Source organism: Pseudomonas sp. HD6422 (assembly GCF_025377065.1).
Taxonomy (GTDB): domain Bacteria; phylum Pseudomonadota; class Gammaproteobacteria; order Pseudomonadales; family Pseudomonadaceae; genus Aquipseudomonas; species Aquipseudomonas putida_U.
In genome coordinates, this window is the sequence record NZ_JAHWIW010000031.1 from 1 (window position 1) to 26,770 (window position 26,770).

The following is a 26,770-nucleotide window of genomic DNA, read 5'->3' on the forward strand; positions in this document are numbered from 1 at the left end:
TTAGCGGCGGCGATGCGGTCGGCTTCGGCCTTGGCTTTAGCGGCGGCGATGCGGTCGGCTTCGGCCTTGGCTTTAGCGGCGGCGATGCGGTCGGCTTCGGCCTTGGCTTTAGCAGCGGCAATACGCGCGGCGTCCTTTTTAGCCGCTGCAATATCGCTCGCGAGGGCTGTTGCCTTCTGCTGCAGACGTGAGATGGCTTCTGTCGCCACGCGCACTTGGTAAGCTGCAGATAATGAGTCGACGTAAGATTTGTAAACAACACTGAGTCGGGGGGCGCGACGTTTAGATGCGAGCACTACGAAGTCGACGCCGTTTTGCTTTATAGAGCGTGACAGCGGCGGTCGGCCAAAAAATTTCAATGAAGCAGGTTGGGCTAGATTTATTATTTTTCTTTTTTGTGTAATTAGGTCATTTGTTGCCTTTAGTTCCTTTTCCTTTATTTCGATCAGGTTGCCTTTTGGTGATCCGAATAATGCCTGGATTTCGCGAATGAGCGTTGCATTAAGTGTGCGTATGTATTTGTTGAACTCGGCCTCGAATTGCTGCTGGGCTTGGATACCGATGCTTGCGATTGGAATGATCGAACTAACATCATAGATGTTGATCTTATCCAGTGCCTTCGGGTTGGTAATATCTGGCAACTTGCCATTCCATGGGCGAGGGCCGATTTCAGGGTGTATGGGGAATTTGGGAGGAGGGCGAAGCGGTTCCGGGGTTATTATTGTGGGTTGGAGAATGACAGGGCCTTGCATTTCACACTTCTCTGAAGAATAAGGAAACCCAATCTTCATGGAAGGGTGAAGAGTATATAAGAGTGATGGTTTGACCCAATAGGAAATAAGTCAGGGGTGGTTGTAAGACGAAATTAGGCAGTTGGCAGGCTGCGATGGGTAAGGCGCTTTCTTGGTTTAATCGAGGTGTTCGGCTATCGCGAAAACACCGGCCTTGAATATTTGGGGGCTGCGTAAATCGAGCGCCGTCCGCGCGGCGCATCGCGAGCTGCGCTCGCTTACGTTTGTTTTTGGCTAGTAACGTCAGTAGTGGCGGCGCGCGACCGCCTTGTGCGTAGGGCACAATATCCAGTTAGGCGCGAAGGGCCGGCACGATATTGCGCCGCCCCCAAAGGCGTCCGCGCGCAAATCCCACAGGCATTATTGTCACGAAGCAAACGTAGGAGCGCAGCTCGCGATGCGCCGCGCAGGAGGCGCTCGATCTCACAGACGCTACAAATCTCCCGCCAAACTCAAGGATGAAACATCCGCCCCAACGCATCCAACCGGTTGGCAATCGGCTGCAACCGCCGGCTGCTCGAGGCCAGGTGCTCCACTTCGGCAGCGATATGCTGGGCAATGCCTTGCGCCACGCCTTCGCTGCTTTGTTGCATCGCCTCGACCGCGTGGCGGCTGCCGGGTTGCAGGGCTTCGATGATGCTGCGGATTTCCTGGGTGGAGACGGCATTGCGCTGCGCCAGGCTGCGCACTTCGTCGGCCACTAAGGCAAATCCACGACCTTGCTCGCCCGCCCGTGCGGCTTCGGTGGTCGCATTCGATTGCCACGCCCCTGCCGGAGCGAATCACGCAGTTGGATGGATTGTCGAGTCTGTAGGCATCGAATGCCGATATGGCATCGTTGAGCGACTCGAAACGCCGCGAAGGTCAGCCGCCCCTACGCACGTGCCTGACCAGCACTTTTTCCAGCAACTCCCACATCGCAGGGTCGGTACTGAACGCCACATTGAAGCGCATCCACCCGGTGGCCTGGGCATCGACCATGAACAACTGCCCGGGGCCGAGCATGATGCCTTTTTCCAGGGCGTCGTCGAGCAGCGCTGCGCTGTCTGGGATCGCCGGGTGACGGGTCCAGATGTACATGCCTTCATCGGACTCGATGAACAGCTCGAAGCCCAGACGATGCAAGTGTCGGCCGACTTCCTGGTGTGCTTCGGCCAGCCGCTGGCGCAGGCGCTTGAGGTGCTTGCGCCAGCGGCCATCGATCACCGCGGCATACACCACGCGCTCCATCACCTGCGAAGTGGTCAGGCCTGAACGCATCTTCAGGTGCAACAGCTTCTGCATCAATTCGGGGTTTGCCAGCAGGTAACCGACCCGCACATTCGGCGAGATGCTCTTGGAATAGCTGCCGACGTACACCACTTGCTGCAGGTGGTCGAGGCTGGCCAGGCACGGCTGCGGCTCGGCCATCATGTCGGCGTACAGGTTGTTCTCCACCAGACGGAAACCGTGCCGGTGGGCCAGTTGCAGCAAGCGATGCAACTGCGCCAGCGGCGTGCGCGAGCAGGTCGGGCTGTGCAGGTGCGGCTGGGTGAAGAACGCGGTGGGCTGGTGGTGGGCCAGCAAGCGCTCGAGCTGATCGAGGTCGTAACCAGCAGGTGTGCGCGGTACCCCTACCAAAGTCGCCCCTTGGGTGCGCAGGATGCTCATCAGGTTGGGGTAGCCCGGATCGTCGACCAGTACCACGTCGCCTGGACGCACCAGGGTCCGGGCCGCGAGGTCCAGAGCCTGGCTGGCGCCGTGGGTGAGCATCAGTTGCGACGGGTTGGCGACGATCGACAGTTCTTGCTGCAGGTTCTGCGCGGTCAATGCGCGCAATTCATGCAGGCCCATGGGGTCGCCATAGCCGGACAACTCCAGCGGGCTGCCGGCCACCTGACGCAGGCCGCGGCGCAGTCCGTCCTCGTACATCCAGTCGTTCGGTAGCCAGCCGCAGCCGGGCTTGAAGGGCAATTGGCGGATTTCGAAGATCTGCTGCAGGTACCACTCTGAATTGAACGTCGGGCGGCTGGCGTCGATGTCGTTGGTCTGGCTGTCCAGTAGCTCGTTCGCTGCACGATTGACGAAGAACCCAGCATTTCCCCGGCTGACCAGCAGCCCTTGTGCCACCAGGCGGTCATATGCCTCGACCACGGTGAAGGTGCTGACCGAGTAGGTCGCGGCAAAGGCGCGGATCGAGGGGACCTTGGCGCCGGGCTTGAGTGTCTGGTTGTCGATCAGCTCGCGCAGCCCGTCGATGATCTGGTTGACCAGCGGCGTGGATGAGTCTGGATGTAGTTCGAACATTCGGGTGCCTTCAGGGGGTGCACGACGCCAAGCGCCGGCACGGTGTAGCAGGTGTATTGCATGGGCGGCCTGTACAGTGCAGTGCGGATTTCATGCCGCTGTGCATGGCTCTCTGTGCCCGACATTTTTACATTAGGTGTCAGATATCGCCACATAAAGCATTTCAGTTCGCCTTGGGGGCAACCCAGGGCGCGTCAGCAGGCCGCCATGGATGGCCTGCGTGTGTTCGCTCACACCATCCTGCCCGCAATAGCACTGATGTAGAGGTGAGACCGATTGCCATCGGGGTTTCACGGTTTTCCTTGGATAAAAAGAAGCACGGGGTACACAACTGATGGACGCAACATCCACAACCACCACCGCGAAAGGCGAGCACGAGAGCAAGCTCAGTGCCTCGCTCAAGTCGCGCCACCTGACGATGATGTCGATCGCCGGGGTCATCGGCGGCGCCTTGTTCGTCGGTTCCGGCAGCGTCATCCACAGCGCCGGCCCGGCCGCGGTCCTGGCCTATCTGGCAGGCGGCATCCTGGTGGTCCTGATCATGCGCATGCTCGGTGAAATGGCGACCTCCTCGCCCGACACCGGCTCGTTCTCCACCTACGCGGATCGCGCCATCGGCCGCTGGGCCGGTTTCACCATCGGTTGGCTGTACTGGTGGTACTGGGTCATCCTGATGGCCTGGGAAGCCTATGTGGCGGGCAAGATCCTGCATGGTTTCTTCCCCGATGTGAGCGTCAACGTGTTCGTGCTGGCCACGACCCTGGTGCTGATCACCGTCAACTTCTTCAACGTCAAGCACTACGGCGAGTTCGAGTTCTGGTTCGCGCTGATCAAGGTGGTGGCGATTGTCTGCTTCCTGGTGGTGTGTACCGCTGCGGTGATGAACATCTGGCAGTTCGGTGAAGTGCGTGGCATGACGCACCTGACCGCTGAAGGCTTCATGCCCAATGGCATCACCACCGTGATCGGAGCGTTGCTCGGGGTGATGTTCGCCTTCCTCGGCGCTGAAATCGTCACCATCGCCGCTTCCGAAGCCAAGGACCCGGCTGCTCAGATCGTCAAGGCCACTAACTCGGTGGTATGGCGTGTGTGCCTGTTCTACGTCGGCTCGATCTTCCTGATCGTCTGCCTGGTACCGTGGAACGATCCGCACCTGGGCGTCTCCGGCTATGGTGCCTACCGCCGTACCCTGGAACTGCTGGGCGTGCCTCACGCCGAGCTGTTGATGAACTTCGTGGTGCTGACCTCGGTGAGCAGCTGCCTGATCTCGGGCCACTACACCGCATCGCGCATGTTGTTCTCCCTGGCCCAGCGTGGCGACGCGCCGTCGTTCTTCAAGATCACCCGCGCCGGTACCGGTGTCCCGGTGTTCGCGATCATCGGCTCCTGCGCGGTGGCGGTAGTTTGCGCACTGATCAACTTCAGCGAGACCCTGCGTCCGAAAGACGTACTGGAAACCCTGATGAACACCACCGGCATGATCGCACTGCTGGTGTACCTGGTGATCGCCTTCTCGCAATTGCGCATGCGCCGCAAGTTGATCGCCGAGGGCAAGGAAGTTCGCCTGAAAATGTGGCTGTTCCCGTGGCTGACCTACCTGGTGATCGCGTTCATCGTGGCTGCCCTGGTGACCATGGCCTTCATGCCTGACTATCAGATCCTGGTGATCTCCACCGGTATCGCCGCGGCCATCGTGGTGGCGATGGGCGTGGTGCATCAGATCCGCACGGGCAAGCAGCACTAAGCACTAGTCGTTGTTGGAAGCGGCCGGCTCCCTGTGGGACCCGGCCGTTTCGCGTTGTTGGGCCTGGGATTTCTCGGCGGGCATGTGAAAGCGCTGGTTCATCCAGGGCGAGCCGAGCAGGGCGGCGGCGGCGATCAGGGCCAGGATGGCGGCGGCGAGAAAGGTCTTCATGGGCATGCGCATACAGGGACAGACTTGCAGCATAGTCGGTGGGTTCCGTCTCGGTGTTTGACCTTCACATGGCTTATGCTCAACCCACAGCCCGTCACAAGGAGTCGACCATGGCCTGGTCCGCCACCCAGTATTCCCTCTTCGAAGACGAACGTACCCGCGCCGTGCGCGACTTGCTGGCCGCCGTGCCGCCACGCCCGGTGCGCCATGCCACCGACCTGGGCTGCGGCCCGGGCAATTCCACCGAAGTCCTGCTGCAGCGCTGCCCGGATGCCCAGGTGACGGCCCTGGACAACGACAAAGACATGATCGACAAGGCCCGCGAGCGCAAGCGCCTGCATATTCCGCGGGTGCGCTGCGACATCGCCGACATCGCCACCTGGTCGGCGCCCGAGCCACAGGATCTGATCCTGGCCAATGCTTCGCTGCAGTGGGTGCCAGGGCACGCGACGCTGTACCCGCATCTGGTGCGCCAGTTGAGCGAGGGAGGGAGCCTGGCGGTGCAGACGCCCGACAACCTCGAAGAGCCTGCTCACCGGCAACTGCGCGACATCGCCAGCCAGGGGCCCTGGGCAGAGCGCTTTGCCGATTTCGCGTTGCCGCCGCGGCATGACGCGGCCTTCTACTACAACCTGCTCAGTCCGTTGAGTGCCCGGGTGGATGTGTGGCGCACCACGTATCACCACCCTTTGGCCGGTGGCGCAGAGGCGGTGGTGGAATGGTTCAAGGGTTCCGCGCTGCGGCCTTATCTGGCCAAGCTCGATGAACAGGAGCAGGCCGAATTCCTGGCGCGCTACCTGGAGGCCATGCGCCAGGCCTATCCGGTTGCCAGCGATGGCAAGGTGCTGTTGCCGTTTCCCCGGCTGTTCCTGGTGGCCACTCGCTAGGGGGCGCCAGAGGGGGGCGGTGCTGCCCGATTGGTTGTGTCGGCTTTATCGGCCCTTTCGCGGGCAAGCTCCCACAGGGACCCCGCCTGACTTGTGGGAGCGGGCTTACCCGCGAAGAGGCCGCTGAAGCCGCTAGAGCCCTTCCTGCACTACCTGCAGAAAGGTCGCCACCACCCGCCGCGTACGCTGCTCGCTCAGGCACACCAGCGTCTCGGTCAAATGCCGTTGGCAATCGACGATCGGCAGCGCACACACCCGCGCATCGGCGCCGAACTCGGCTGCCGACACCACCCCCACGCCAATCCCCACCACCACCGCTTCGCGCGCGGCCTCGCGGCCTTCCACCTGGATCGCCGGGCGAATGCGTAGTCCTGCACGCTGCATTTCCTCTTCCAGGGTCTGCCGGGTCACCGACCCAGGCTCACGCAACACCAGCGGCATGTCGTCCAGGTCAGCCAGGCTGATCGAGCCCCGGCTGGCCCATGGATGTTGGTGCGCCACGAACGCCACCATCGGGTCACGCCGCAGCGGTACACAGTGCAAGCGCTCGTCATCGACGTCACGGCCGAGCAGCGCCAGGTCGGCCTGGTAGCTGAACAGCCGGGCCAGGGATTCGTCGGTGTTGCCGGTCTCGACCTTGACCTGTATGCCCGGGTAGCGCTGGCAGAAACGGGCGATCTGCGGGAGCACGTGTACCGGCGCATCCACTGCCAGCACCAGGCTGCCGGTGTGCAGGGCGCGGGAGTCCTGGAGCAGTTCGTGGGCCTCGGCCTCGCAGGCGAACAGACGCTGGCTGATGCCTAGCAGGCGTTCGCCAAGGTCAGTCAGGTGCACCGAACGCTTGTTGCGATGAAACAGCAACACACCGAAGCGCTCTTCGAGCTTGCGCACCTGATCGGACACCGCCGGTTGGGTCAGGAACAGCTTTTGCGCGGCGCGGGTGAAGCTGCCGTGGGTGGCCACCGCATGGAACGCCTTGAGTTGCGCGTGGGATACCGACATGCCGCCTCCAATAACAAGCTGAGCTTATGTGTGAAATACGATAAATCGATTTTATTTATCAGTCACCAGCTGTTTCCATACCGTTCAACCCAGCGTGATCGTGATCCGCGGTCGCTGGGCCATGGCGCGGATCCCTGCGCCATCTGACCAGTGACGAGCCTTCGTCATGCAGTGCGCAACACAACAAGAAAACAGGCGTTTCTTCACATTCTGCCGGCACACTCGAGCAAGAGGTCAGATCCACATGAACCAATCCCTAGCCACGATCAAACGTTGGCGCGTGCAGATTTTCGCAATCACCTGGTTGGCCTACGCCGCCTTCTACTTCACTCGCAAGGCCTTCTCGGTGGCCAAGCTGGGCATCGGCGAAGACCCGACATTCATGCTCGACAAGGCCGCCATGGCCAACCTCGACGCCATCTACCTGGCCGCCTACGCCGTGGGCCAGTTCACCTGGGGCATGCTCGCCGACCGTTTCGGCCCGCGCGTGGTGGTGCTCGGCGGCCTGCTGATCTCCAGCGCGGCGGCTGTGGTGATGGGCAGTTACGCCACTTTCCCGATCTTCGCTACCTGCATGCTGGTGCAGGGGCTGGCGCAATCCACCGGCTGGGCGGGGTTGTGCAAGAACATCGGCAGTTTCTTCCCGGCCATCCAACGTGGGCGTGTACTCGGGCTATGGAGCTCGTGCTATGCCTTCGGCGGCCTGGTGGCCTCGCCCTTCGCTGGTTGGTGGGCCTACACCCTGATCGGAACCTGGCATGCGGCGTTCTTTTCCAGCGCTGTGGTGGTGGCCGCAGTGGCCGTGTTGTTCTTCTTCCTGCAGCGTAACAAGCCAGAGGACGTCGGCCTGCCGGCGGTGGAACCCGAGCCCCAGAGCATGGCCCCAGGCGGCAACCTGTGCAGCGTGTGGGCGCCGCTGCGCGAAATCCTGCGCAACCGTACGGTACTGACCCTGGGCCTTGCGTATTTCCTGCTCAAGCCCGCGCGCTACGCGATCCTGCTGTGGGGACCGGTGATCGTCTTCGAGCAGATGCCGTCGGTGGGCAAGGTCGGCGCGGCCATCATTCCCACGGCCTTCGAATTGGCCGGGCTGCTCGGGCCGATCCTCATCGGCCTGGCGTCGGACAAGCTGTTTGGCGCCAGGCGCATGCCTGCCTGCGTGATCAGTCTGGTGCTGCTGACCCTGACCCTGGCGGCATTCATGGCTGCCATGCACACCGGCAGCGTGCTGCTGGTGGTGGGCTTGCTGTTCTTCATGGGCCTGACCTTGTACGGCCCGGACTCGATGATCAGCGGCGCCGCCGCCATTGACTTCGGTACGGCCAAGGCCGGCGCCACTGCTGCGGGCTTCGTCAATGGCTGCGGCTCGGTGGGCGCGGTGCTTGGCGGCCTGCTGCCGGGATACTTCGATGGCGTCACGGTGTTCATCGTGTTTGCCGGCTGTGCGCTGTTCTCGGCGCTGGTGCTGTTGCCGCACTGGAACAGCCGCCCGGCGAGGGAGGCCCAGGCCGATGACGTGGCACCCAATACCGCGATGGCGATCAAGCCATTGCGCACATAGAGGAACGTGAAGCGATGAGACCCTTCTGGCTGCAACAGGCACTGGATTCGGAACAGCAGCCGGCCTGCCCGCCACTGCACGGCGACGCACGCTGCGACGTGTGCATCGTCGGCGGTGGCTACACAGGCCTTTGGACGGCCTTGCAGCTCAAGGAGGCGCAGCCGTCGCTCGATGTACTGCTGATCGAGGCCGACATCTGTGGCGCTGGCGCGAGCGGTCGCAACGGTGGTTGCGCCCTGTCGTGGTCGGCCAAGTACTTCACGCTGGAGAGGTTGTTCGGGGTGGAGGAGGCCGTGCGCCTGGTGCGCGAGTCCGAGCTCAGCATCCATGCCATCGGTGCGTTCTGCGCGGCCAATGGCATCGACTGCGACTATCGCTTGGACGGCACCCTGTACACCGCGACCAATCAGGCTCAAGTGGGCAGCACCGATGCCGTGATCGCCGCCTTGCAGCAACGCGGCATCAATTCGTTCGAGCGCCTGCCGTTGCAGCAGGTACAGCGCCTGGCAGGTTCGGCCCGGCACCTGGAAGGCTGGTTCTCGCCGGCGGCTGCCACCGTACAACCAGGGCGGTTGGTGCGTGGCCTGCGCCGGGTGGCACTTGAGCGGGGCGTACGCATCCATGAGGGCACAGCCATGACCGCCCTCGAGCATGGGGCGCCGGCTACGGTGCGCACGCTGCACGGTAGCATTCGTGCCGACCGCGTGGTACTGGGTCTCAACGCCTGGATGGCGCGGGCGTTCCCGCAGTTCCAGCGCAGCGTGGCGATCGTCTCCAGTGACATGGTGATTACCGAGCCGTGTTCCGAGCTGCTGCAGGAGATAGGGCTGAACACCGGGATCAGCGTGCTCGACTCGCGGATCTTCGTGTACTACTACCACAACACCTCCGATGGCCGGCTGATGCTCGGCAAAGGGGGCAACACCTTTGCCTTCGGTGGCCGCATGCTGCCAGTGTTCGACCAGCCGTCACCGTATCGCCCCTTGCTGCGCCAGAGCCTGGGCGGGTTCTTCCCGGCCTTGGCCGAGGTGCCGCTGGCAGCGAGCTGGAACGGGCCGTCAGACCGCTCGGTGACTGGCCTGCCGTTCTTCGGCCGGTTGGATGGGCAGGGCAACGTGTTCTATGGCTTCGGATACTCCGGCAGCGGCGTCGGGCCATGCCACATGGGCGGGCAGATCCTTGCCTCGCTGGCCCTGGGGCAAGACAACCCCTGGACCCGCTCGCCGCTGGTCAATGGGCCGCTGGGGTTGTTCCCGCCCGAACCGATCCGCTACCTGGGCTCGTTGCTGGTACGTAACGCCATTCGGCGCAAGGAACGTGCCGAGGATCACGGCCAGCGGCCAAGGCGCCTGGATGTGCGCCTGGCGCGCTTTGCCGCGGCGGCGGGCAAAGCCGACAAGGCGTAAGCGAGCCGCAAGATTTCTTGTCGATCCATGGCTGAGGTCGTATAAACTGCTCCCACTTTTTATGGCCGGTCGCTTCCTGAACCGGCCGCCGAAACAAAGAGAGTCGACATGGGCGCACAGTGGAAAGCCAAGCATAAAGAAGCCGCAGCCAACGCCAAAGGCAAGATCATGGGCAAGCTGGCCAAGGAAATTCAGATCGCCGCCAAATCCGGTGCCGATCCTGACATGAACCCGCGCCTGCGCCTGGCGGTGGAGCAGGCCAAGAAGGCCTCGATGACCCGCGAGACCCTGGAGCGGGCGATCCGCAAGGGTGCCGGCCTGGATGGCGATGCCGTGCAGTACTCGGCGGTCAGCTACGAAGGTTTCGCCCCGCACCAGGTGCCGCTGATCGTCGAGTGCCTGACCGACAACGTCAACCGCACCGTGGCGCAGATCCGTGTGCTGTTTCGCAAGGGCCAGCTCGGCGCCAGCGGTTCGGTCGCCTGGGACTTCAACCATGTCGGCCTGATCGAAGCCACCGCCGAAGGTGATGCCGATCCGGAAATGGCCGCCATCGAAGCGGGCGCCCAGGATTTCGAGCCGGGCGAAGAAGAGGGGTCGACCCTGTTCATCACCGACACCACCGACCTCGACGCCGTGCAGAAAGCCCTGCCGGAGCACGGCTTCACCGTGACCTCGGCGAAGATCGGCTACACCCCGAAGAATCCGGTGAGCGCGGCCAGCCTGAGCGCCGAGGCACTGGCAGAAGTCGAAGCCTTCCTCGAAGCGATTGACGAGAACGACGATGTGCAGAACGTGTACGTCGGCCTGACTGCCTGAAGATCAGGTTGTTCTGAAGGTCCCATCGCTGCCGATGGGGCCTGTCTGCCCTGCCGAGGGGAACCTGCATGAACCCCACCTTCGCCTCCCTCAGCATCGCCCACCTGCGCACCCTCGACCAACTGCTGCACCTGAAGAACCTCAGTCACGCCGCCGAGCGGCTGGGTGTCAGTCAGTCGGCCCTGAGCCGCCAACTGGCGCATCTGCGTGAAGCGTTCGATGACCCGCTGTTGGTGCGTCAGGGTCGTGGCTACGTGCTCAGCGAACATGCCGAAAGCCTGGTCGAGCCTTTGCGTCAGGTGCTGGACGAACTCCAGGCCCTGCGCCAGCCGGCAACTTTCGACCCGGCCCGTTGCGAACGGCGCTTTTGCCTGGCTGCTTCCGACTATGTCGCCGAGCATATGCTGCCGTTGCTGGTGGCGGCGCTGGAGCGTGAGGCGCCTGGCGTGGCCATCGACTACCGGATCTGGCAGGCCGGTCAGTACGGTTTGCTCGCCAGCGGCGAAATCGACCTGGCGACCACCTTGTTCGACGAATCGCCGCCCAACCTTCATGGGCGCCTGCTGGGCGAGGATCGGGCGGTGTGCCTGATGCGTGACGATCATCCGTTGACCGCCGTACGGGCGCTGACCCAGGACGATTACCTGGGCTATAAGCATGTGCGAATTTCCGGCGGTGGTGACAAGGACAGCTTCATCGATCGGCATCTACGCGCCCAGGGGCTGCAACGGCGGGTGAGTCTGGAGGTGCCGTTCTTTTCCGCCACCGTGCAGGTGATCGGCAACGGCCAGGCTCTGGCGACTGTCCCCGAGCACATCGCCCGCCAGTTGTGCCGACTGCACCGCCTGGCATGGCGACCGCTTGGGTTCATCGAGCACACCCAGCGCTATTGGGTGGTCTGGCACCAGCGCTTGCAGGCTTCGGCCGAGCACCGCTGGTTGCGTAATCGGGTCTTCGACTTGTGGCGTCAGTCGCAGTTCGGGGTGCAGGGCGGGGAGCCGGGTTCGCCATAGCAGGTATGCGTGAAGCGGGGTTCTTGGGCTGTGTTCTAGCGCCTAGACTGGGGGCTTGTGTTGTCTGAGCCGGCCCCTTGGCGGGCAAGCCCGCTCCCACCGGTAAGTCACAGTCCTCAAGGGCTGCGCTGTACCTGTGGGAGCGGGCTTGCCCGCCAAGGGGCCGGTATGGACACCGGATCACCCACAGGAGCCCTCCACGTGACCCCAGAACAATTCCGCCAATATGGCCACCAACTGATCGACCTGATCGCCGACTATCGGCAGAACATCGCCGAACGCCCGGTCATGGCCCAGGTCGAGCCGGGCTACCTCAAACAGGCCTTGCCAAGCCAGGCCCCCCAGCAAGGCGAGGCATTCGAGGCGATCCTCAGCGACGTCGACAGACTGCTCATGCCTGGCTTGTCGCACTGGCAGCACCCCGACTTCTATGGCTATTTCCCCTCGAACGGCACCTTGTCCTCGGTGTTGGGCGACTTCCTCAGCACCGGCTTGGGCGTGCTCGGCCTGTCATGGCAGTCGAGCCCGGCGCTGAGCGAGCTGGAGGAAACCACCCTCGACTGGCTGCGCCAATTGCTCGGCCTGTCGGCGCAGTGGAGTGGGGTGATCCAGGACACTGCCTCGACCAGCACCCTGGTGGCTCTGATCAGCGCCCGCGAACGCGCCACCGATTACGCCCTGGTACGCGGCGGTCTGCAGGCCGAGACCAGGCCATTGGTCGTCTATGTCAGTGCCCACGCCCACAGCTCGGTGGACAAGGCGGCGTTGCTGGCCGGTTTCGGCCGCGACAACATCCGCCTGATCGCCACCGACGATGCCTTCGCCATGGACCCGCAGGCCCTGCGCGCGGCCATCGAGCAGGACCTGGCCGCCGGTAACCATCCCTGTGCGGTGGTGGCCACCACGGGTACCACCGCCACCACGGCGCTCGACCCCTTGCGGGCCATCGGCGAAGTGACCCAGGCCCACGACCTGTGGCTGCACGTCGACTCGGCCATGGCCGGTTCGGCGATGATCCTCCCGGAATGCCGCTGGATGTGGGATGGCATCGAGCTGGCCGATTCGGTCGTGGTCAACGCGCACAAGTGGCTGGGCGTCGCCTTCGATTGTTCGATCTACTATGTGCGCGATCCGCAGCACCTGATTCGGGTGATGAGCACCAACCCGAGCTACCTGCAGTCGGCGGTCGATGGGGAGGTGAAGAACCTGCGAGATTGGGGGATTCCGCTGGGACGTCGTTTCCGTGCCCTGAAACTGTGGTTCATGCTGCGCAGTGAAGGGGTCGAAGCGTTGCAGCAACGCTTGCGTCGCGACCTGGACAATGCCCGTTGGTTGGCCGAACAGGTCGAGGCGGCCGAACAGTGGCGACTGCTGGCCCCTGTGCAGTTGCAGACCTTGTGCATCCAACATCGACCGGAAGGGATGGAAGGGGAGGCGTTGGATGCGCATACCCAGGCCTGGGCTCAGCGACTCAATGCATCGGGAGCGGCGTACGTGACGCCGGCGACCTTGAATGGGCGCTGGATGGTGCGGGTTTCGGTAGGCGCGCTGCCGACCGAGCGCGGGGATGTGCAGCGGCTGTGGCAGAACTTGCAGGACGTGGTCAGGGGGTGAGGGCGTCAAGGGCTGCTGTGCAGCCCATCGCCGGCTCACCGGCTCCTACCGAGGCAGTGCGGTGCCTGGAGGAGCCGGCTTGCCATAGCTGTCAGTGGCTCACGGCCTGAAAGCTGTCTTTGCGGCTCGCCTCGTAGGCCTGTTTTTCCATTGGCTTGGCCTGCGGGTTACCCAGATCTTCCATCGCCAGGCGGTGGGTTTCCGGGGCAATGTATGCCGCCAGGGCGCAGACGCAGGTGATGAAGAACGCCAGGCTACCGACCACCAGCGGGATGTTGTCCGAGCCTGGCGGCGCGACCATGGCGAACAGTGCGGGCAGCATCGCGGTGAGCATGGTGCCGACGTTCTGTGCGATGGCCATGGCCGAGACGCGGTAGCGGGTGTGGAACAGCTCCGGGTAGAAGCTTGGGAACACCGCGTTGTAGCCTTGGTACACCATGCCCCACATGACGATCGAGGCAACGAAGGCCAACGGCACGTTCTGGATGCTGATGGCATACAGGTAGAGGAACGCCAGCAGCCCCGAGCCGATGCAGCCGGCGATCATGGTCGGGCGTCGGCCGATCTTGTCGGACAGGTTACCCACGAACGGAATCACCAGTACCGCGACGATATTGCCGACCACCGGAATCCACAGATACACGCTCTTGTCGAAGCCGATGCCGTAGGCTGGTTGTACCGCATAGGCCGCGCCGAAGATGGTCGCAACCACCGGGATCACATTCATCAGGGCCATGAACATCACCAGCACCATGTGCTTCCAGCTGTGGCGGAAGGCCTCGCTGACCGGCGATTTAGCCACCTTGGCCTGCTTCTCTTCATTGACGAAGGCCGGGGTCTCGTGGACTTCCTTGCGGATGATGAAGCCCGCGATCAGTACCAGGGCACTCATCAGGAACGGAATGCGCCAGCCCCATTCGTTGAAGGCTTCGCTGGGCATGAAGTAGGCCAGTGGTAGGAACACCGCCGCTGCCAGTACCTGGCCAGCCTGCACACCTTGCAGGGTGAAGCTGGCGTAGTAGCCGCGCCGGCCGAACGGTGCGTGTTCCATGATCATCGAGCTGGCGCCGGAGATCTCGCCAGCCACCGCAAAGCCTTGAATCAGGCGCAACACCACCAGCAGGGCCGGCGCCAGCAGGCCGATGTCGTGGTAGGTCGGCAGCAGGCCGACGGCCATGGTCGACAGACCCATGAGGAACATGCAGAGCAGCAGTACGTTCTTGCGTCCGCGGGTATCACCCCAGTGGCCCAGCACGAACGCGCCGACCGGACGCGCCAGGTAGCCCACGCCGTAGGTCGCCAGCGAGGCAATGATGGCCATCTTGGGGTCAGTATTTGGGAAGAAGATCTGCGGGAAAATCAGCGCTGCAGCTTGGGCATAAATGAAAAAGTCATAGTACTCGAGTGCCGAGCCGATCCAACCGCTGGCGGTCGCTTTCTTGGCTTGAGAGCTGGAGTGAGCCATCGTTGTCTCCATTGTTCTTGTACTTATTATGTTCGTTTCTGGGTTTGTCGAAGCAACTTCCGCCGAGCGACCGGTGGGGCAGGAGGCCGGTCGGGTTGGTCACATCTGGGACTCATGGTTGCCCACGCTTGGCGGCGAGGCAATTCGCTAAAAGGGGTTCTGTGCGATAATCGAACACAAAACTAACTGTTCCGTACAAACTGATTGAAGGCCAGACTTTACCTGCGAATAATCGAAGGTGCCAGAATCGGTTACCTGGCGATTTGCCCGTTCCGCTACCGTCGTCCCACCCATAACAAGGAACTCCACCATGCAGCGTTCGATTGCCACCGTGTCGTTGAGCGGCACACTGCCAGAAAAGCTCGAAGCCATCGCCGCCGCCGGTTTCGACGGTGTGGAAATTTTCGAGAACGACCTGCTCTACTATGCGGGCAGCCCGCGCGAGGTGCGCCAGATGTGCGCCGACCTGGGGCTGGCGATCACCTTGTTCCAGCCGTTTCGCGACTTCGAAGGTTGCCGCCGCGACCGCCTGCAGAAGAACCTCGACCGCGCCGAGCGTAAGTTCGACCTGATGCAGGAGCTGGGCACCGACCTGGTGCTGGTTTGCAGCAACGTTCAGGCCGATGCCATCAGTGACGAGCGCGTGCTGGTGGACGACCTGCGCCTGCTGGCCGAGCACGCCGGCCGCCGCGGCATGCGTATCGGCTACGAGGCCTTGGCATGGGGCCGACACGTCAACACCTACCAGCAAGTCTGGGATCTGGTGCGCCAGGCTGATCATCCTGCCCTGGGGGTGATCCTCGACAGCTTCCATACCCTGTCACTCAAGGGCGATCCCGCTGCCATCCGCGACATCCCAGGTGACAAGATCTTCTTCGTGCAGATGGCCGACGCACCCATCCTGGCCATGGATGTGCTGGAGTGGAGCCGGCACTTCCGTTGCTTCCCCGGACAGGGCGAGATGGACCTGGCGGGCTTCCTGGCACCGATCCTGGCGACCGGCTACCGTGGCCCGCTGTCGCTGGAGATCTTCAACGACGGCTTCCGCGCCGCCCCGACTCGGCAGAACGCCGCCGACGGTCTGCGCTCGCTGCTGTACCTCGAAGAACAGACCGGTTTGCGCCTGCAGCAGCAGGGCATTGCCGTGGAGCCCGGTGTGTTGTTCAGCCCGCCGGCAGCCAGCGCCTACGACGGCGTGGAGTTTCTCGAATTCGCTGTCGACGAAGCGGTGGGGGCGCGCCTGGGCGGTTGGCTTAAGCGTCTGGGCTTTGCCGAGGCTGGCCAGCACCGCAGCAAGGCGGTGCGCCTGCTGCGCCAGAACGACATCAACATCGTGCTCAATGCCGAGCCGTATTCATTTGGCCACAACTTCTTCGAAGCCCACGGTCCGTCGCTGTGTGCCACGGCCTTGCGGGTGCGTGACGAGCACGCAGCGCTGCAGCGCGCCACCGACTTCCGTGGCCAGCCGTTCCGTGGTCTGGTCGGCCCCAACGAGCGCGAAGTGCCCGCGGTACGGGCGCCGGATGGCAGCCTGATCTATCTGGTGGGACAGGGCGATGGCCCGAGCCTGTACGACACCGACTTCCGCCTCGACACCCAAGCCCAGGCCAACGGTGGCCTACGGCGCATCGACCACATGGCCCTGGCATTGCCGGCCGAGTCGCTCGACAGCTGGGTGTTGTTCTACAAGAGCCTCTTCGACTTCGCTGCCGACGACGAGGTGGTGCTGCCTGACCCTTATGGCCTGGTCAAGAGTCGCGCCTTGCGCAGCCAGTGTGGCAGCCTGCGCTTGCCGCTGAATATCTCGGAAAACCGCAACACCGCCATTGCCCATGCGCTGTCCAGCTACCGAGGATCGGGCGTGCATCACATCGCCTTCGATTGCCAGGACATCTTCCAGGAGGTGGCGCGAGCCAAGGAGGCCGGCGTGCCGCTGCTGGAGATTCCGCTGAACTATTATGATGACCTCGCCGCGCGCTTCGACTTCGACGACGAGTTTCTCAGCGAGCTGGCGTACTACAACGTGCTGTACGACCGTGACGCCCAGGGTGGCGAGCTGTTCCACGTCTATACCGAGCCGTTCGAGGAGCGCTTCTTCTTCGAGATCATCCAGCGCAAGGGTGGCTATGCCGGCTATGGCGCGGCCAACGTGGCGGTGCGCCTGGCGGCCATGGCCAAGCGCCGCAGCGGGGCGCCGCGCAAGCCGGTGCTGTGATTCTTTCCGCTCCGGCCTCTTCGTGGGTAAACCCGCGAAGAGGCCGGAATAGGCAACCCTCCATCTCACCCTCCGACCAACAGCGCGCTTCCCACACCCGTCCGGCTCACGGATAATCCCCCACTTATTCCAATAAATAGCCTGTGAGTGGGTATGAGTGATTCGCTAGTCAGCCTCGGCCAGTCTGAGACCGGAGGGGGGCGCAAGTCGCGCAAGAACAACCCCGAGAAAACCCGTGAGGACATCCTTCAGGCCGCCATCAACGAGTTCGTCCAGCAGGGCCTGGCCGGCGCGCGGGTGGACGCCATCGCCGAGCGCACCGCCACCTCCAAGCGCATGATCTACTACTACTTCGGCAGCAAGGAGCAGCTGTACGTCGAGTGCCTGGTCAAGCTCTACGGTGACATTCGCAAGACCGAGCACAGCCTCGATCTCGAGTCGCTGCCGGCCGAGCAGGCGATTCGCCGTCTGGTCGAGTTCACCTTCGATCACCACGACCGCAACGTCGATTTCGTGCGCATCGTCTGTACCGAGAACATCCACTATGGCGAATACGTCAAGCAGTCGCCGGTGATCCGCGAGATGAGCAGCCTGGTGCTCGAAGCGTTGGCCCGTACGTTGCGCCGTGGCGAGCAGGAGGGGGTGTTCCGTCCCGGTATCGAGGTCATCGACCTGCACATGCTGATGAGCTCGTTCTGTTTCTACCGCGTATCCAACCGCCATACCTTCAGCGAGATCTTCCAGATCGAGCTTTCCGACGAAAAGGTCAAGCAGCGCCACAAGGACATGATCTGCGAGGCGGTGATGCGCTATATCCACGCCTGAGCCAGGTTCATTCGCCCAGCCGTTGCTCCCGCGACGGCGGGTAGCCGAAGTAGGCCGCGTAGCACTTGCTGAAGTGCGACACCGAAACGAAGCCGCAGGCCACTGCCACTTCCATTACCGACAGATCGGAATATTGCAGCAGGCGCCGGCTCTTGGTGATGCGCAGCTCCATGTAATAGCGCCGCGGCGAGGTGCCCAGCTGCGCTTGGAACAACCGGTCGATCTGCCGTCGCGAGCGACCGCTGTAGGCCGCCAGCTGGTCGAGGCTGAGGGTTTCTTCCAGGTTGTTCTCCATCAGTTCGACGATGGTGCGCAGGTGCAGGCTCATCGATTTCTTCGCACCCGAGCCGACTTGGCGGTAGCGGGCGCCGGAGAACGAGAGGATTTCCTCCACGCCTTCGGCCAGGCCATCACCATACAGACGGCGCGCCAGGCCCAGCATCAGCTCCATGGCGCCGTTAGGGCTGGCGGCGGTGAGCCGGTCGCGGTCGAGGGTGAAGCTGGCTGGCGTGATGCGCGTTTGCGGACTACGCTCGGAAAGACTGGCGCGCTGCTCCGGGTGGATGCTGCAACCGTAGTCATCGAGCACTCCGGCACGGCCAAGGAACCAGGCGCCGTTCCATAGCCCGCCCAGCGCCATGCCATGGGCGGCGCAGTCATCGAGCAGGCGGTCGAGCATGGGGTACTTGAGCGCGGTACGCAGCCCACCGCAGATGATCAGCAGGTCCAGCTCACCCACGGTCTGGTGGGCCAGTTCAGTGGCGACCAGCTCCAGGCCCAGGTCGCTCAGCACGCGGTCGCCGTCCAGTGACATCGGCGTGAAGCGGAAGCTGTCGGAGCGCAGCAGATTAGCGGTGACCAGCACGTCCATGGCAACGGTGAAGCTGGCCATGGAGAAGTGTTCGAGCAGCACGAAACCGACGCGGTAGGGCGCCGCCTCGCTGCTGGCGCCGGTCTTGAGCCGCAGCATGTTGCTGGTACTGGTCTTCTTGCTGAATTGACGTGGTGTTGGCACTCTGGACTCCGCTTCCTGGCTCGCCGGCAGAGTGTGGCGGGTGGCACGGGGAAAGACAATCCGAATGAACCCTTGACGCATTCTGCAAACCAAAACAGTACATGCCAATGGGAGAGAACGTATGGAAGTCGGAACCCTCTGGATTCTCGTCGCCGCTGTGGTGATCATGCTGGAAATCTGGGCTATCTGGCACATCATCGGCAGCGATCGCCGTGCGGAGCGGAAGATGCTGTGGATCGTGTTCGTGGTGTATGCCCCTCTGCCCGGGTTGCTTTTCTGGGCCTGGCGCGGGCCACGAGCAGTCAAAGGGCGGGCGGTCCTGCAGGAAAAATGATCGGGCCCGGGGGTGAGCGCACCCCCACCCATGGGCCATCTCTGCAAAACTTTGTGACCTACTTCACAAAAAATAACCCTGCGCGGCATAATGCCACTACTCATTCATCAGGCTCGCCCGCTCCAAATCGGGGGGGCCTATTCGAGCATGCCGCAGATTCAGGGAAATCCAATGTCGCTAGTCGCAAGCCCCGACATCATGTACCGGCTGTTGATCCAGAGCGTAGTGGACTATGCCATCTACATGCTCACCCCGGAGGGAATCGTCGCCAATTGGAACCCAGGGGCCCAACGTGCCAAGGGTTACCTGGCCGAAGAAGTCGTCGGTCAGCATTATTCGTTGTTCTATAGCGACGCCGAGCGTGCAGCCGGCTTGCCCGCACAGAACCTCGAACGGGCGCGGTCCACGGGGCGCTTCGAAGAGAAGGGGCTGCGCGTGCGCAAGGATGGCACCACGTTTCATGCCCACGTCATCATCGATGCCTTGCGCGATGACCAGGGTCAGTTGCTGGGATTCGCCAAGGTCACTCGGGATATATCCGAACGCCGTCGCCAGGAACAGGAGCTGCTCCAGGCGAAGGACTTGGCCGAGCAGTACAGCCAGGAGATGGCCACGGTCTCGCAGTTTCTCGATTCAGTGATTACCAACATTCCGGCCAGCGTCATCGTCCAGGACTTGGCCAGCCAGCGAATCCTGCTGGCCAATCAACAGGCAGAGGACCTGTTCGGCGGGCGGGACATGCCGATGATCGGTCGCCTGCCCTCCGAGTGCCTGTCGCCGGCCGTGGCCGAATACCTGGAGCAGCAATTCGCCCGCGGCGCCCGCAGTGCCAAGGGCTATGTCGCCGAAACCCGAGTCGACACCGCTTGTGGGCCGCGGACGCTGCGCAGCCGTGCGCTGCTCAGCCAGAACCGCGAAGGCCAGGCCGACTATGTGCTGTTCGTGGCCGAAGACGCCACAGAGCAGTTGGCCGCCCATGCGCAGATCCATCATATGGCCCACCACGATGCCCTCACCGGGTTGCCCAACCGCACCTTGTTCAATGAGCGGCTGAAGCAGGCGCTGGTGCGTGGCGAAGAGGGTGGCAAGCTGACCGCCGCGCTGTGCCTGGACCTGGATAATTTCAAGAACATCAACGACTCGCTTGGCCATGCTTTCGGCGACAAGCTGCTGCGCGCCCTGGGCAAGCGTCTGCGCCGAGAGCTGCGCGAGCACGACACCCTGGCGCGCCTGGGCGGTGATGAGTTCGCCGTGGTGTTGACCCGCCTGGACAACCGGGAGGCGGCCTGCAACACCGCGCAGCGCCTGATCGATGCCATCTGCCCGCCGTTCCAGATCGAGGGTCACCAGTTTTCGGTGGGCGTGAGCATCGGCGTGGCCATCGCTCCAGACGACAACGACCAGGCCGAGCAACTGCTGGGCTATGCCGACATGGCCTTGTACGAAGCCAAGCGCAATGGCCGCAATCGCTACGAATGCTTCCACGTCGAGTTGGATGTGGCAGCCCGTCAGCGTCGCCTGGTCGAGACCGATCTGCGTACCGCCCTGCACCTGGGGCAACTGCATCTGCATTATCAGCCGGTGGTCGATCAGCAGACCCGTAGCGTCACGGGCTACGAAGCGCTGTTGCGCTGGGAGCACCCGACCCGGGGCATGGTCATGCCGATGGACTTCATCCCGATCGCCGAGGAAACCGGCTTGATCCACGAGCTCGGCGCCCGTGCCCTTAACCTCGCCTGCCAGGAAGCTGCCAGTTGGGGCACCGAGCAGACCGTGTCGGTCAATCTGTCGCCGGTGCAGTTCAAGAACGCCAATCTGGCCCACTCGGTGGCCTTGGCCCTGGCCGATTCTGGCTTGGCTCCCCATCGGCTGGAGTTGGAGATCACCGAATCGGTGCTGCTGGGCAACAGTGATGAGAACGTGCGCATCCTCCGGGCCTTGAAGGACCTGGGTGTGTCCATCTCGCTGGACGACTTCGGCACCGGATATTCGTCGCTGGGTTACCTGCGCTCGTTCCCGTTCGACCGGATCAAGATCGACAAGTCGTTCGTCCACGACATGTGCGAAAGTCGCGAGGCGATGTCGATCATCCGCGCGATCACCGAGCTGTCCAACAGCCTGATGATCAAGACCACCGCCGAGGGGGTGGAGTCGCCCGAGCAGATGCGGCGGCTGGCGGCGGAGGGTTGCTCGCACTTCCAGGGCTACCTGTATGGCCGGCCTGCGCCGGCCAGCGAGCGTCTGACGCAGGTGCAGGCGGTGGCCGGCTGAGGCCGGCCACGGCGGGGGTCAGGCGTTCCAGTCCGGGGCGAATTCCGGGCTGACCACCCGCCGGTCCTTGGGCAGGCCGGCGATCAGCGCGCGGTCATCATCGTCCAGGCGCAGTTGCAGCGCTGCCAGGTTGCGCAGACTGTCTTCCAGCGACTGGCGCATGGCCTTGGACTCCAGGCGGTCCCACCAGACCTTGGTGGTCAGATGTATCTGTTCGACGCAGGAGGAACCATGCGCGCTGGCCGAAAAGTGGTCGATCAGCGAACACAAAGCGCCGATGCTTGATGCAACCTCTCAAGGAACTTCCTTAAGTTGTCGTATCTCTTCTAGAATTCGAGCTGTTGTATCCGCCAGGTTACACCTGCGCGGCTTTCCCAAGGCCCGGCACCCTGCCGCGCCGCAGTCGAGAACGCCATGAGTTCCAGCACACCGCTGTCCGGAGTCAACCAACCCCTGCGTGGCATCGCCCTGGTGGTGGTCGCCACATTTCTCTTCGCCAGCCATGACGCTCTGTCGAAATTCCTTGGCGGCGTGTATCCGGTGGTGTTGGTGGTGTGGGCGCGCTATGTGGTGCATACCTTGCTGATGGCCGGCATCTTCTTGCCCAAGGCCGGGCTCAATGTACTGCGCACCCGCCGCCCGGTGCTGCAGACACTGCGTGCGCTGTGCCTGCTCAGCACCAGCCTGCTGTTCACCTCGGGTCTGCAGTACCTGCCGTTGGCGGAGGCCACGTCGGTCAACTTTCTCGCTCCGGTGCTGGTCACCGCGCTCTCGGCACCGCTGCTGCGCGAGCGGGTCACGGCGGGGCAATGGGTGGCGGTGGTCCTGGGCTTTATCGGTGTCCTGGTGGTGGTGCACCCCGGCGGCGCCATGTTCACCCCGGCCATCCTCTATCCGTTCGGCTCGGCCATGGGCTTTTGTTTCTATCAGCTGCTGACCCGGCTGGTGTCCGCCCAGGACAGCCCGACCACCAGCAACTTCTATGCAGGCCTGTGCAATACCCTGGTGATGAGCTTGCTGGTGCCGTTCTTCTGGGAATGGCCGCGCTGGGACCACGCGTTGTTGATGCTGGCGTTGGGCGGCTTCGGCATGAGCGCGCACCTGTTGCTGACCCAGGCCTTCCGGCATGCCGCACCGGCGCTGCTGGCACCGTTCAGCTACTGCCAGATCGTCTTCGCTGGCCTGCTGGGTCTGCTGATCTACGGGCAGATGCCCGATGATGCCAGCTTGCTGGGTATCTCGATCATCTGCCTGAGCGGTCTGGGTGCGGCCTGGATGCAGCGGCGCAAGTAGTGCCGCGCATGGTCAAGGCCGCTGGCCGCTGCAGGGGCGGACGAAAGACCCAGACTATCGCCCCTCAATACCCACTCTATTAGCTCTCTGCCCAAGCTCGGCTAGTCTTTTCCCTGGCTTCGCGAAAACCGCGTTCGGGCGGTGTGTCAGCACCTGGGTGCAAGACCGTGCCACGCCGCCATGGCAGCCTCGCAAGCCCGTGACCGACCTGTCCTGACGAGGGGCAGCTCGAGCCCCCAAGCGCTCGGCTGAAAGAACACCTGGCATAGACCGGAAATCTGGATAACCGACCAAAAGGTAATAGCAGATGTCGAACGAATCGAAATGCCCGTTCCATCAAACCGCAGGTGGCGGCACCACCAACCGTGACTGGTGGCCTGACCAGCTCAACCTGAGGATTCTCCACCAACACTCTGCCAAGTCCGATCCGATGGATCCGGATTTCGACTACGCCAAGGCATTCAAAAGCCTCGACTTCCAGGCCCTCAAAAAAGACCTGAACGCTCTGATGACCGATTCCCAGGACTGGTGGCCGGCCGACTTCGGCCACTACGGTCCGCTGTTCATTCGCATGGCCTGGCACAGCGCCGGCACCTACCGTATCGGCGATGGGCGCGGCGGTGCGGGCTCTGGCCAACAGCGTTTCGCCCCCCTCAATAGCTGGCCGGACAACGTCAGCCTGGACAAGGCCCGGCGTCTGTTGTGGCCGATCAAGCAGAAATACGGCAACAAGATCTCCTGGGCCGATCTGATCGTGCTCACCGGTAACGTCGCCCTGGAATCCATGGGCTTCAAGACCTTCGGCTTCTCCGGCGGGCGCGCCGATGTCTGGGAGCCGGACGAAGACGTGTACTGGGGCTCGGAAAAGGTCTGGCTGGGTGGCGATACGCGCTATGGCAAGGCTCAGGCACCCGGGCAAGGCGACCTGGTCGCCGAGCCGCAGAAGCATGGCGAGGAACAGAGCCGCACCCTGGCCGGCGAGCGCAACCTGGAAAACCCCTTGGCCGCGGTGCAGATGGGCCTGATCTACGTCAACCCAGAAGGGCCTGAAGGCCATCCCGACCCGGTGGCATCGGGCAAGGATATCCGCGAAACCTTTGGGCGCATGGCGATGAACGATGAAGAAACCGTCGCTCTGATTGCCGGTGGCCATGCCTTCGGCAAGACCCACGGCGCCGGACCTGCCGACAACGTCGGCCCTGAGCCGGAAGCTGCTGGCCTCGAGCAGCAAGGCCTGGGCTGGGCCAACAAATTCGGCACAGGAAAGGGCGGGGACACCATCACCAGTGGTCTGGAGGTGACCTGGACCTCCACCCCGACACGCTGGAGCAACGAGTACCTGAACAACCTGTTCAACTTCGAATGGGAACTGACCAAGAGTCCGGCGGGTGCCAACCAGTGGCGACCCAAGGAAGGCAAGGGCGCCGGTACCGTGCCCGATGCCCATGACCCGGCCAAGCGTCATGCGCCATCGATGCTGACCTCCGACCTGGCATTGCGTTTCGACCCGATCTACGAGCCCATCGCCCGGCGCTTCAAGGACAACCCCGACCAGTTGGCGGATGCCTTCGCCCGCGCTTGGTACAAGCTGATCCACCGCGACATGGGCCCGCTGGCCCGCTACCTGGGGCCGGAGAACCCGCAGGAAGAGCTGCTCTGGCAGGACCCCCTGCCCAAGGTCGACCACCCATTGGTCAGCGAGCAGGACATTGCCGCACTCAAGGCCAAGGTGCTGGCCTCGGGGCTGAGCGTTGCCGAACTGGTCAGTACCGCCTGGGGAGCGGCTTCGACCTTCCGTGGATCCGACAAGCGCGGCGGTGCCAACGGCGGGCGGATCCGACTGGAGCCGCAGAAATCCTGGGCTGCCAACCAGCCGCAACAGCTGGACAAGGTGCTCGCCACCCTGGAGAACGTGCGCAATGAGTTCCAGGCCGGCGGCCAGCAGATTTCGCTCGCCGATCTGATCGTGCTGGCGGGCAGCGCCGCCGTGGAAAAAGCCGCCAAGGACGCCGGCCACGACATCAAGGTGCCGTTCCGTCCGGGGCGCACCGACGCCTCCCAGGAGCAGACCGATGTCGAGTCGTTCGCCGTGCTCGAACCGCTGGCCGACGGCTTCCGCAACTTCAGCAAGAGCAAGTACAGCGTCAAGGCCGAAAAGCTGCTGCTGGACAAGGCGCAGTTGCTGACCTTGACCGCGCCTGAGCTGACCGTGCTGATCGGAGGTCTGCGGGTGTTGGGCGCCAACCATGGCGGCAGCAAGGAGGGGGTGTTCACTGATCGGCCAGGCGTGCTGACCAACGACTTCTTCCGCAACTTGCTGGACATGGGCGTGGAATGGAAGCCGACCTCGGCGGACAACGACAGCTTCGAGGGCCGTGATCGCAAGTCCGGCCAGGTGAAGTGGACCGGCAGTCGCGTCGACCTGGTGTTCGGCTCCCATGCCCAGTTGCGTGCCCTGAGCGAGGTGTATGGCAGCTCCGACAGCGGCGACAAGTTCGTCAAGGACTTCGTCGCGGCTTGGGTGAAAGTCATGGAGCTCGATCGTTTTGACTTGAAGTAGCGGCACCGGTGGCAGGGCTGACCCGCCGCTTCAGGAGCGACGCCATGTTCGGCGTCGTCCCTGGGGCGGCGGGTTTGCTCGTTCATGGGCGCAGGCCATTGCGCCAATTTCGGGTCGGATAGATACAAAAGCGTCCCTGTCGGTTCTGTTGCAATGCATCTCAGGCGGCCGGCCTGAACAGCGTGCTCACAACGACAAGGAACACCGACCATGCAAATGCCCCAGACTCTGAAAATCCGTAATGGCGCCAAGGTCCAACCGACCTTCTCCGCGCAGGAGTACGCCGCCCGCCACGCCCGCCTGCGGGCCTATATGGCCGAACAGGACATCGAGGCGGCGATCTTCACCTCGTACCATAACGTCAACTACTACAGCGACTTCCTCTATTGCTCGTTCGGCCGCCCCTATGCCCTGGTGGTGACGCAGGACAAGGTGGTCTCGATCAGCGCCAACATCGACGGCGGTCAGCCCTGGCGGCGCACGATGGGGACCGACAACATCGTTTACACCGACTGGCAGCGCGACAACTACTTCGTCGCCATCCAGCAGGCTCTGCCGCTGGCTTCGCGTATCGGCGTCGAATACGACCACCTCAACCTGCAGAATCACGCCAAGCTCGCAGCCTGCTATCCGAAGGCCGAGTTGCTCGACATCGGTGCACCGTGCATGCGTATGCGCATGATCAAGTCGGCCGAGGAGCAGGCATTGATCCGCCACGGCGCCCGGGTTGCCGATATCGGTGGTGCAGCAGTGGTCGAGGCGCTGGGTGAGCAGGTGCCGGAGTACGAGGTGGCGCTGCACGCCACCCAGGCGATGGTCCGCGAAATCGCCCGCAGTTTCCCAGACGGCGAACTGATGGATACCTGGACCTGGTTCCAGTCCGGGCTCAACACCGACGGCGCGCACAACCCGGTGACTAGTCGTAAGGTCAACAAGGGCGATATCCTCAGCCTCAATTGCTTCCCGATGATCGCCGGTTACTACACCGCGCTGGAGCGCACGTTGTTCCTCGACCACTGCCCGGACGACCATCTGCGCCTGTGGCAGGCCAACGTCGAGGTGCATGAAGCAGGGCTCAAGTTGGTGCGCCCGGGCATGCGCTGCTCCGACATCGCCCGTGAGCTCAACGAAATCTTCCTGCGGCACGACCTGTTGCAGTACCGCACCTTCGGTTACGGCCATTCGTTCGGCACGCTCAGCCACTATTACGGTCGTGAGGCAGGGCTGGAACTGCGCGAAGACATCGACACAGTGCTGGAGCCGGGCATGGTGGTGTCCATCGAGCCCATGATCATGCTGCCCGAAGGGCGGCCAGGTGCGGGCGGCTATCGCGAGCACGATATCCTGATCGTCAACGAGACCGGTGCCGAAAACATCACCCATTTCCCCTACGGGCCGGAGCACAACATCATCCGCAAGTGATGCCCAGCGCCGGCCGTTGCCTCTACAGCGGCCGGCACATACAACAAGAAACCCGCCGTATGACCTTCAGACCCTG

At 63.1% G+C, this 26,770-nt stretch carries 19 protein-coding genes and 3 pseudogenes; 14 read left to right on the top strand and 8 right to left on the bottom strand.

Annotated features, from left to right (window positions below):
- The 3 genes and pseudogenes from KY379_RS20790 to KY379_RS20800 all read right to left on the bottom strand — a co-directional run.
- A pseudogene (locus KY379_RS20790) lies at positions 1 to 641 on the bottom strand (hypothetical protein); the annotation flags it as partial.
- Positions 642 to 1,243: 602 nt separating this feature from the next.
- Positions 1,244 to 1,546 (bottom strand): annotated as a pseudogene (locus KY379_RS20795) (methyl-accepting chemotaxis protein); the annotation flags it as partial.
- Positions 1,547 to 1,655: 109 nt separating this feature from the next.
- Positions 1,656 to 3,077 (bottom strand): PLP-dependent aminotransferase family protein, encoded by a 1,422-nt coding sequence (locus tag KY379_RS20800; RefSeq protein ID WP_261241404.1) that lies wholly within the window; start codon positions 3,075 to 3,077, stop codon positions 1,656 to 1,658.
- 334 nt (positions 3,078 to 3,411) lie between these two features.
- Here KY379_RS20800 and KY379_RS20805 point away from each other — a divergent pair, with 334 nt between their 5' ends.
- The gene (locus tag KY379_RS20805; RefSeq protein ID WP_133327116.1) at positions 3,412 to 4,821 is read left to right on the top strand and encodes an amino acid permease; all 1,410 of its coding nucleotides are present in this window, start codon (positions 3,412 to 3,414) and stop codon (positions 4,819 to 4,821) included.
- Positions 4,822 to 4,824: 3 nt separating this feature from the next.
- Here KY379_RS20805 and KY379_RS20810 read toward each other — a convergent pair whose 3' ends face one another.
- Positions 4,825 to 5,004 (bottom strand): hypothetical protein, encoded by a 180-nt coding sequence (locus tag KY379_RS20810; protein ID WP_133327114.1) that lies wholly within the window; start codon positions 5,002 to 5,004, stop codon positions 4,825 to 4,827.
- Positions 5,005 to 5,102: 98 nt separating this feature from the next.
- Here KY379_RS20810 and tam point away from each other — a divergent pair, with 98 nt between their 5' ends.
- The gene (gene tam, locus KY379_RS20815; RefSeq protein ID WP_133327112.1) at positions 5,103 to 5,879 is read left to right on the top strand and encodes a trans-aconitate 2-methyltransferase; all 777 of its coding nucleotides are present in this window, start codon (positions 5,103 to 5,105) and stop codon (positions 5,877 to 5,879) included.
- A gap of 132 nt (positions 5,880 to 6,011) precedes the next feature.
- Here the strand turns inward: tam and KY379_RS20820 are convergent, their stop codons facing one another.
- A complete protein-coding gene (locus KY379_RS20820; protein ID WP_133327110.1) occupies positions 6,012 to 6,881 on the bottom strand; it encodes a LysR substrate-binding domain-containing protein in 870 nt (289 codons plus the stop codon).
- A gap of 244 nt (positions 6,882 to 7,125) precedes the next feature.
- Between KY379_RS20820 and KY379_RS20825 the strand changes: the two genes are divergently transcribed.
- The 5 genes from KY379_RS20825 (at position 7,126) to KY379_RS20845 (ending at position 13,294) form a co-directional block, all read left to right on the top strand.
- Positions 7,126 to 8,442, top strand: coding sequence for an MFS transporter (locus KY379_RS20825; protein ID WP_133327108.1), 1,317 nt, complete (start codon positions 7,126 to 7,128; stop codon positions 8,440 to 8,442).
- 14 nt (positions 8,443 to 8,456) lie between these two features.
- A complete protein-coding gene (locus tag KY379_RS20830) occupies positions 8,457 to 9,848 on the top strand; it encodes an FAD-dependent oxidoreductase (protein WP_261241400.1) in 1,392 nt (463 codons plus the stop codon).
- 108 nt (positions 9,849 to 9,956) lie between these two features.
- A complete protein-coding gene (locus KY379_RS20835) occupies positions 9,957 to 10,667 on the top strand; it encodes a YebC/PmpR family DNA-binding transcriptional regulator (RefSeq protein ID WP_133327104.1) in 711 nt (236 codons plus the stop codon).
- Between the two features lie 68 nt (positions 10,668 to 10,735).
- Positions 10,736 to 11,680, top strand: a complete 945-nt coding sequence (locus KY379_RS20840) for a LysR family transcriptional regulator (RefSeq protein WP_261241399.1) — start codon at positions 10,736 to 10,738, stop codon at positions 11,678 to 11,680.
- A 201-nt stretch (positions 11,681 to 11,881) separates the two neighbouring features.
- Positions 11,882 to 13,294 carry a DOPA decarboxylase gene (locus KY379_RS20845; protein ID WP_261241398.1) on the top strand — a complete coding sequence of 471 codons (1,413 nt, stop codon included), beginning with the start codon at positions 11,882 to 11,884 and terminating at the stop codon, positions 13,292 to 13,294.
- 91 nt (positions 13,295 to 13,385) lie between these two features.
- Here KY379_RS20845 and KY379_RS20850 read toward each other — a convergent pair whose 3' ends face one another.
- Positions 13,386 to 14,759 (bottom strand): MFS transporter, encoded by a 1,374-nt coding sequence (locus tag KY379_RS20850; protein ID WP_133327098.1) that lies wholly within the window; start codon positions 14,757 to 14,759, stop codon positions 13,386 to 13,388.
- A 310-nt stretch (positions 14,760 to 15,069) separates the two neighbouring features.
- Between KY379_RS20850 and quiC the strand changes: the two genes are divergently transcribed.
- Together quiC and KY379_RS20860 are read left to right on the top strand one after the other, a co-directional pair.
- On the top strand, positions 15,070 to 16,974 hold the full coding sequence (gene quiC, locus KY379_RS20855; RefSeq protein ID WP_133327096.1) for a 3-dehydroshikimate dehydratase QuiC: 1,905 nt from the start codon (positions 15,070 to 15,072) through the stop codon (positions 16,972 to 16,974).
- Positions 16,975 to 17,127: 153 nt separating this feature from the next.
- The gene (locus KY379_RS20860) at positions 17,128 to 17,799 is read left to right on the top strand and encodes a TetR/AcrR family transcriptional regulator (RefSeq protein ID WP_133327094.1); all 672 of its coding nucleotides are present in this window, start codon (positions 17,128 to 17,130) and stop codon (positions 17,797 to 17,799) included.
- Positions 17,800 to 17,806: 7 nt separating this feature from the next.
- On the opposite strand, the gene KY379_RS20865 is transcribed toward KY379_RS20860, so the two are convergent.
- The gene (locus KY379_RS20865; RefSeq protein ID WP_133327092.1) at positions 17,807 to 18,814 is read right to left on the bottom strand and encodes a GlxA family transcriptional regulator; all 1,008 of its coding nucleotides are present in this window, start codon (positions 18,812 to 18,814) and stop codon (positions 17,807 to 17,809) included.
- 121 nt (positions 18,815 to 18,935) lie between these two features.
- Here KY379_RS20865 and KY379_RS20870 point away from each other — a divergent pair, with 121 nt between their 5' ends.
- The gene (locus KY379_RS20870; protein ID WP_133327090.1) at positions 18,936 to 19,148 is read left to right on the top strand and encodes a PLD nuclease N-terminal domain-containing protein; all 213 of its coding nucleotides are present in this window, start codon (positions 18,936 to 18,938) and stop codon (positions 19,146 to 19,148) included.
- Positions 19,149 to 19,319: 171 nt separating this feature from the next.
- Positions 19,320 to 21,419, top strand: coding sequence for a putative bifunctional diguanylate cyclase/phosphodiesterase (locus KY379_RS20875; RefSeq protein WP_196172940.1), 2,100 nt, complete (start codon positions 19,320 to 19,322; stop codon positions 21,417 to 21,419).
- A 126-nt stretch (positions 21,420 to 21,545) separates the two neighbouring features.
- Here KY379_RS20875 and KY379_RS27460 read toward each other — a convergent pair.
- Positions 21,546 to 21,635, bottom strand: a pseudogene (locus tag KY379_RS27460) (aldo/keto reductase); the annotation flags it as partial.
- Between the two features lie 198 nt (positions 21,636 to 21,833).
- Here KY379_RS27460 and KY379_RS20885 point away from each other — a divergent pair.
- The 3 genes from KY379_RS20885 to KY379_RS20895 all read left to right on the top strand — a co-directional run bounded on the left by KY379_RS20885 (position 21,834) and on the right by KY379_RS20895 (position 26,694).
- Positions 21,834 to 22,712 (top strand): DMT family transporter, encoded by an 879-nt coding sequence (locus KY379_RS20885; RefSeq protein ID WP_261241393.1) that lies wholly within the window; start codon positions 21,834 to 21,836, stop codon positions 22,710 to 22,712.
- Between the two features lie 307 nt (positions 22,713 to 23,019).
- Complete coding sequence (gene katG, locus KY379_RS20890) at positions 23,020 to 25,272, top strand: catalase/peroxidase HPI (protein WP_261241392.1); 2,253 nt, start codon at positions 23,020 to 23,022, stop codon at positions 25,270 to 25,272.
- Between the two features lie 210 nt (positions 25,273 to 25,482).
- Positions 25,483 to 26,694 carry a M24 family metallopeptidase gene (locus tag KY379_RS20895; RefSeq protein WP_196172933.1) on the top strand — a complete coding sequence of 404 codons (1,212 nt, stop codon included), beginning with the start codon at positions 25,483 to 25,485 and terminating at the stop codon, positions 26,692 to 26,694.
- Positions 26,695 to 26,770 lie beyond the last annotated feature (76 nt).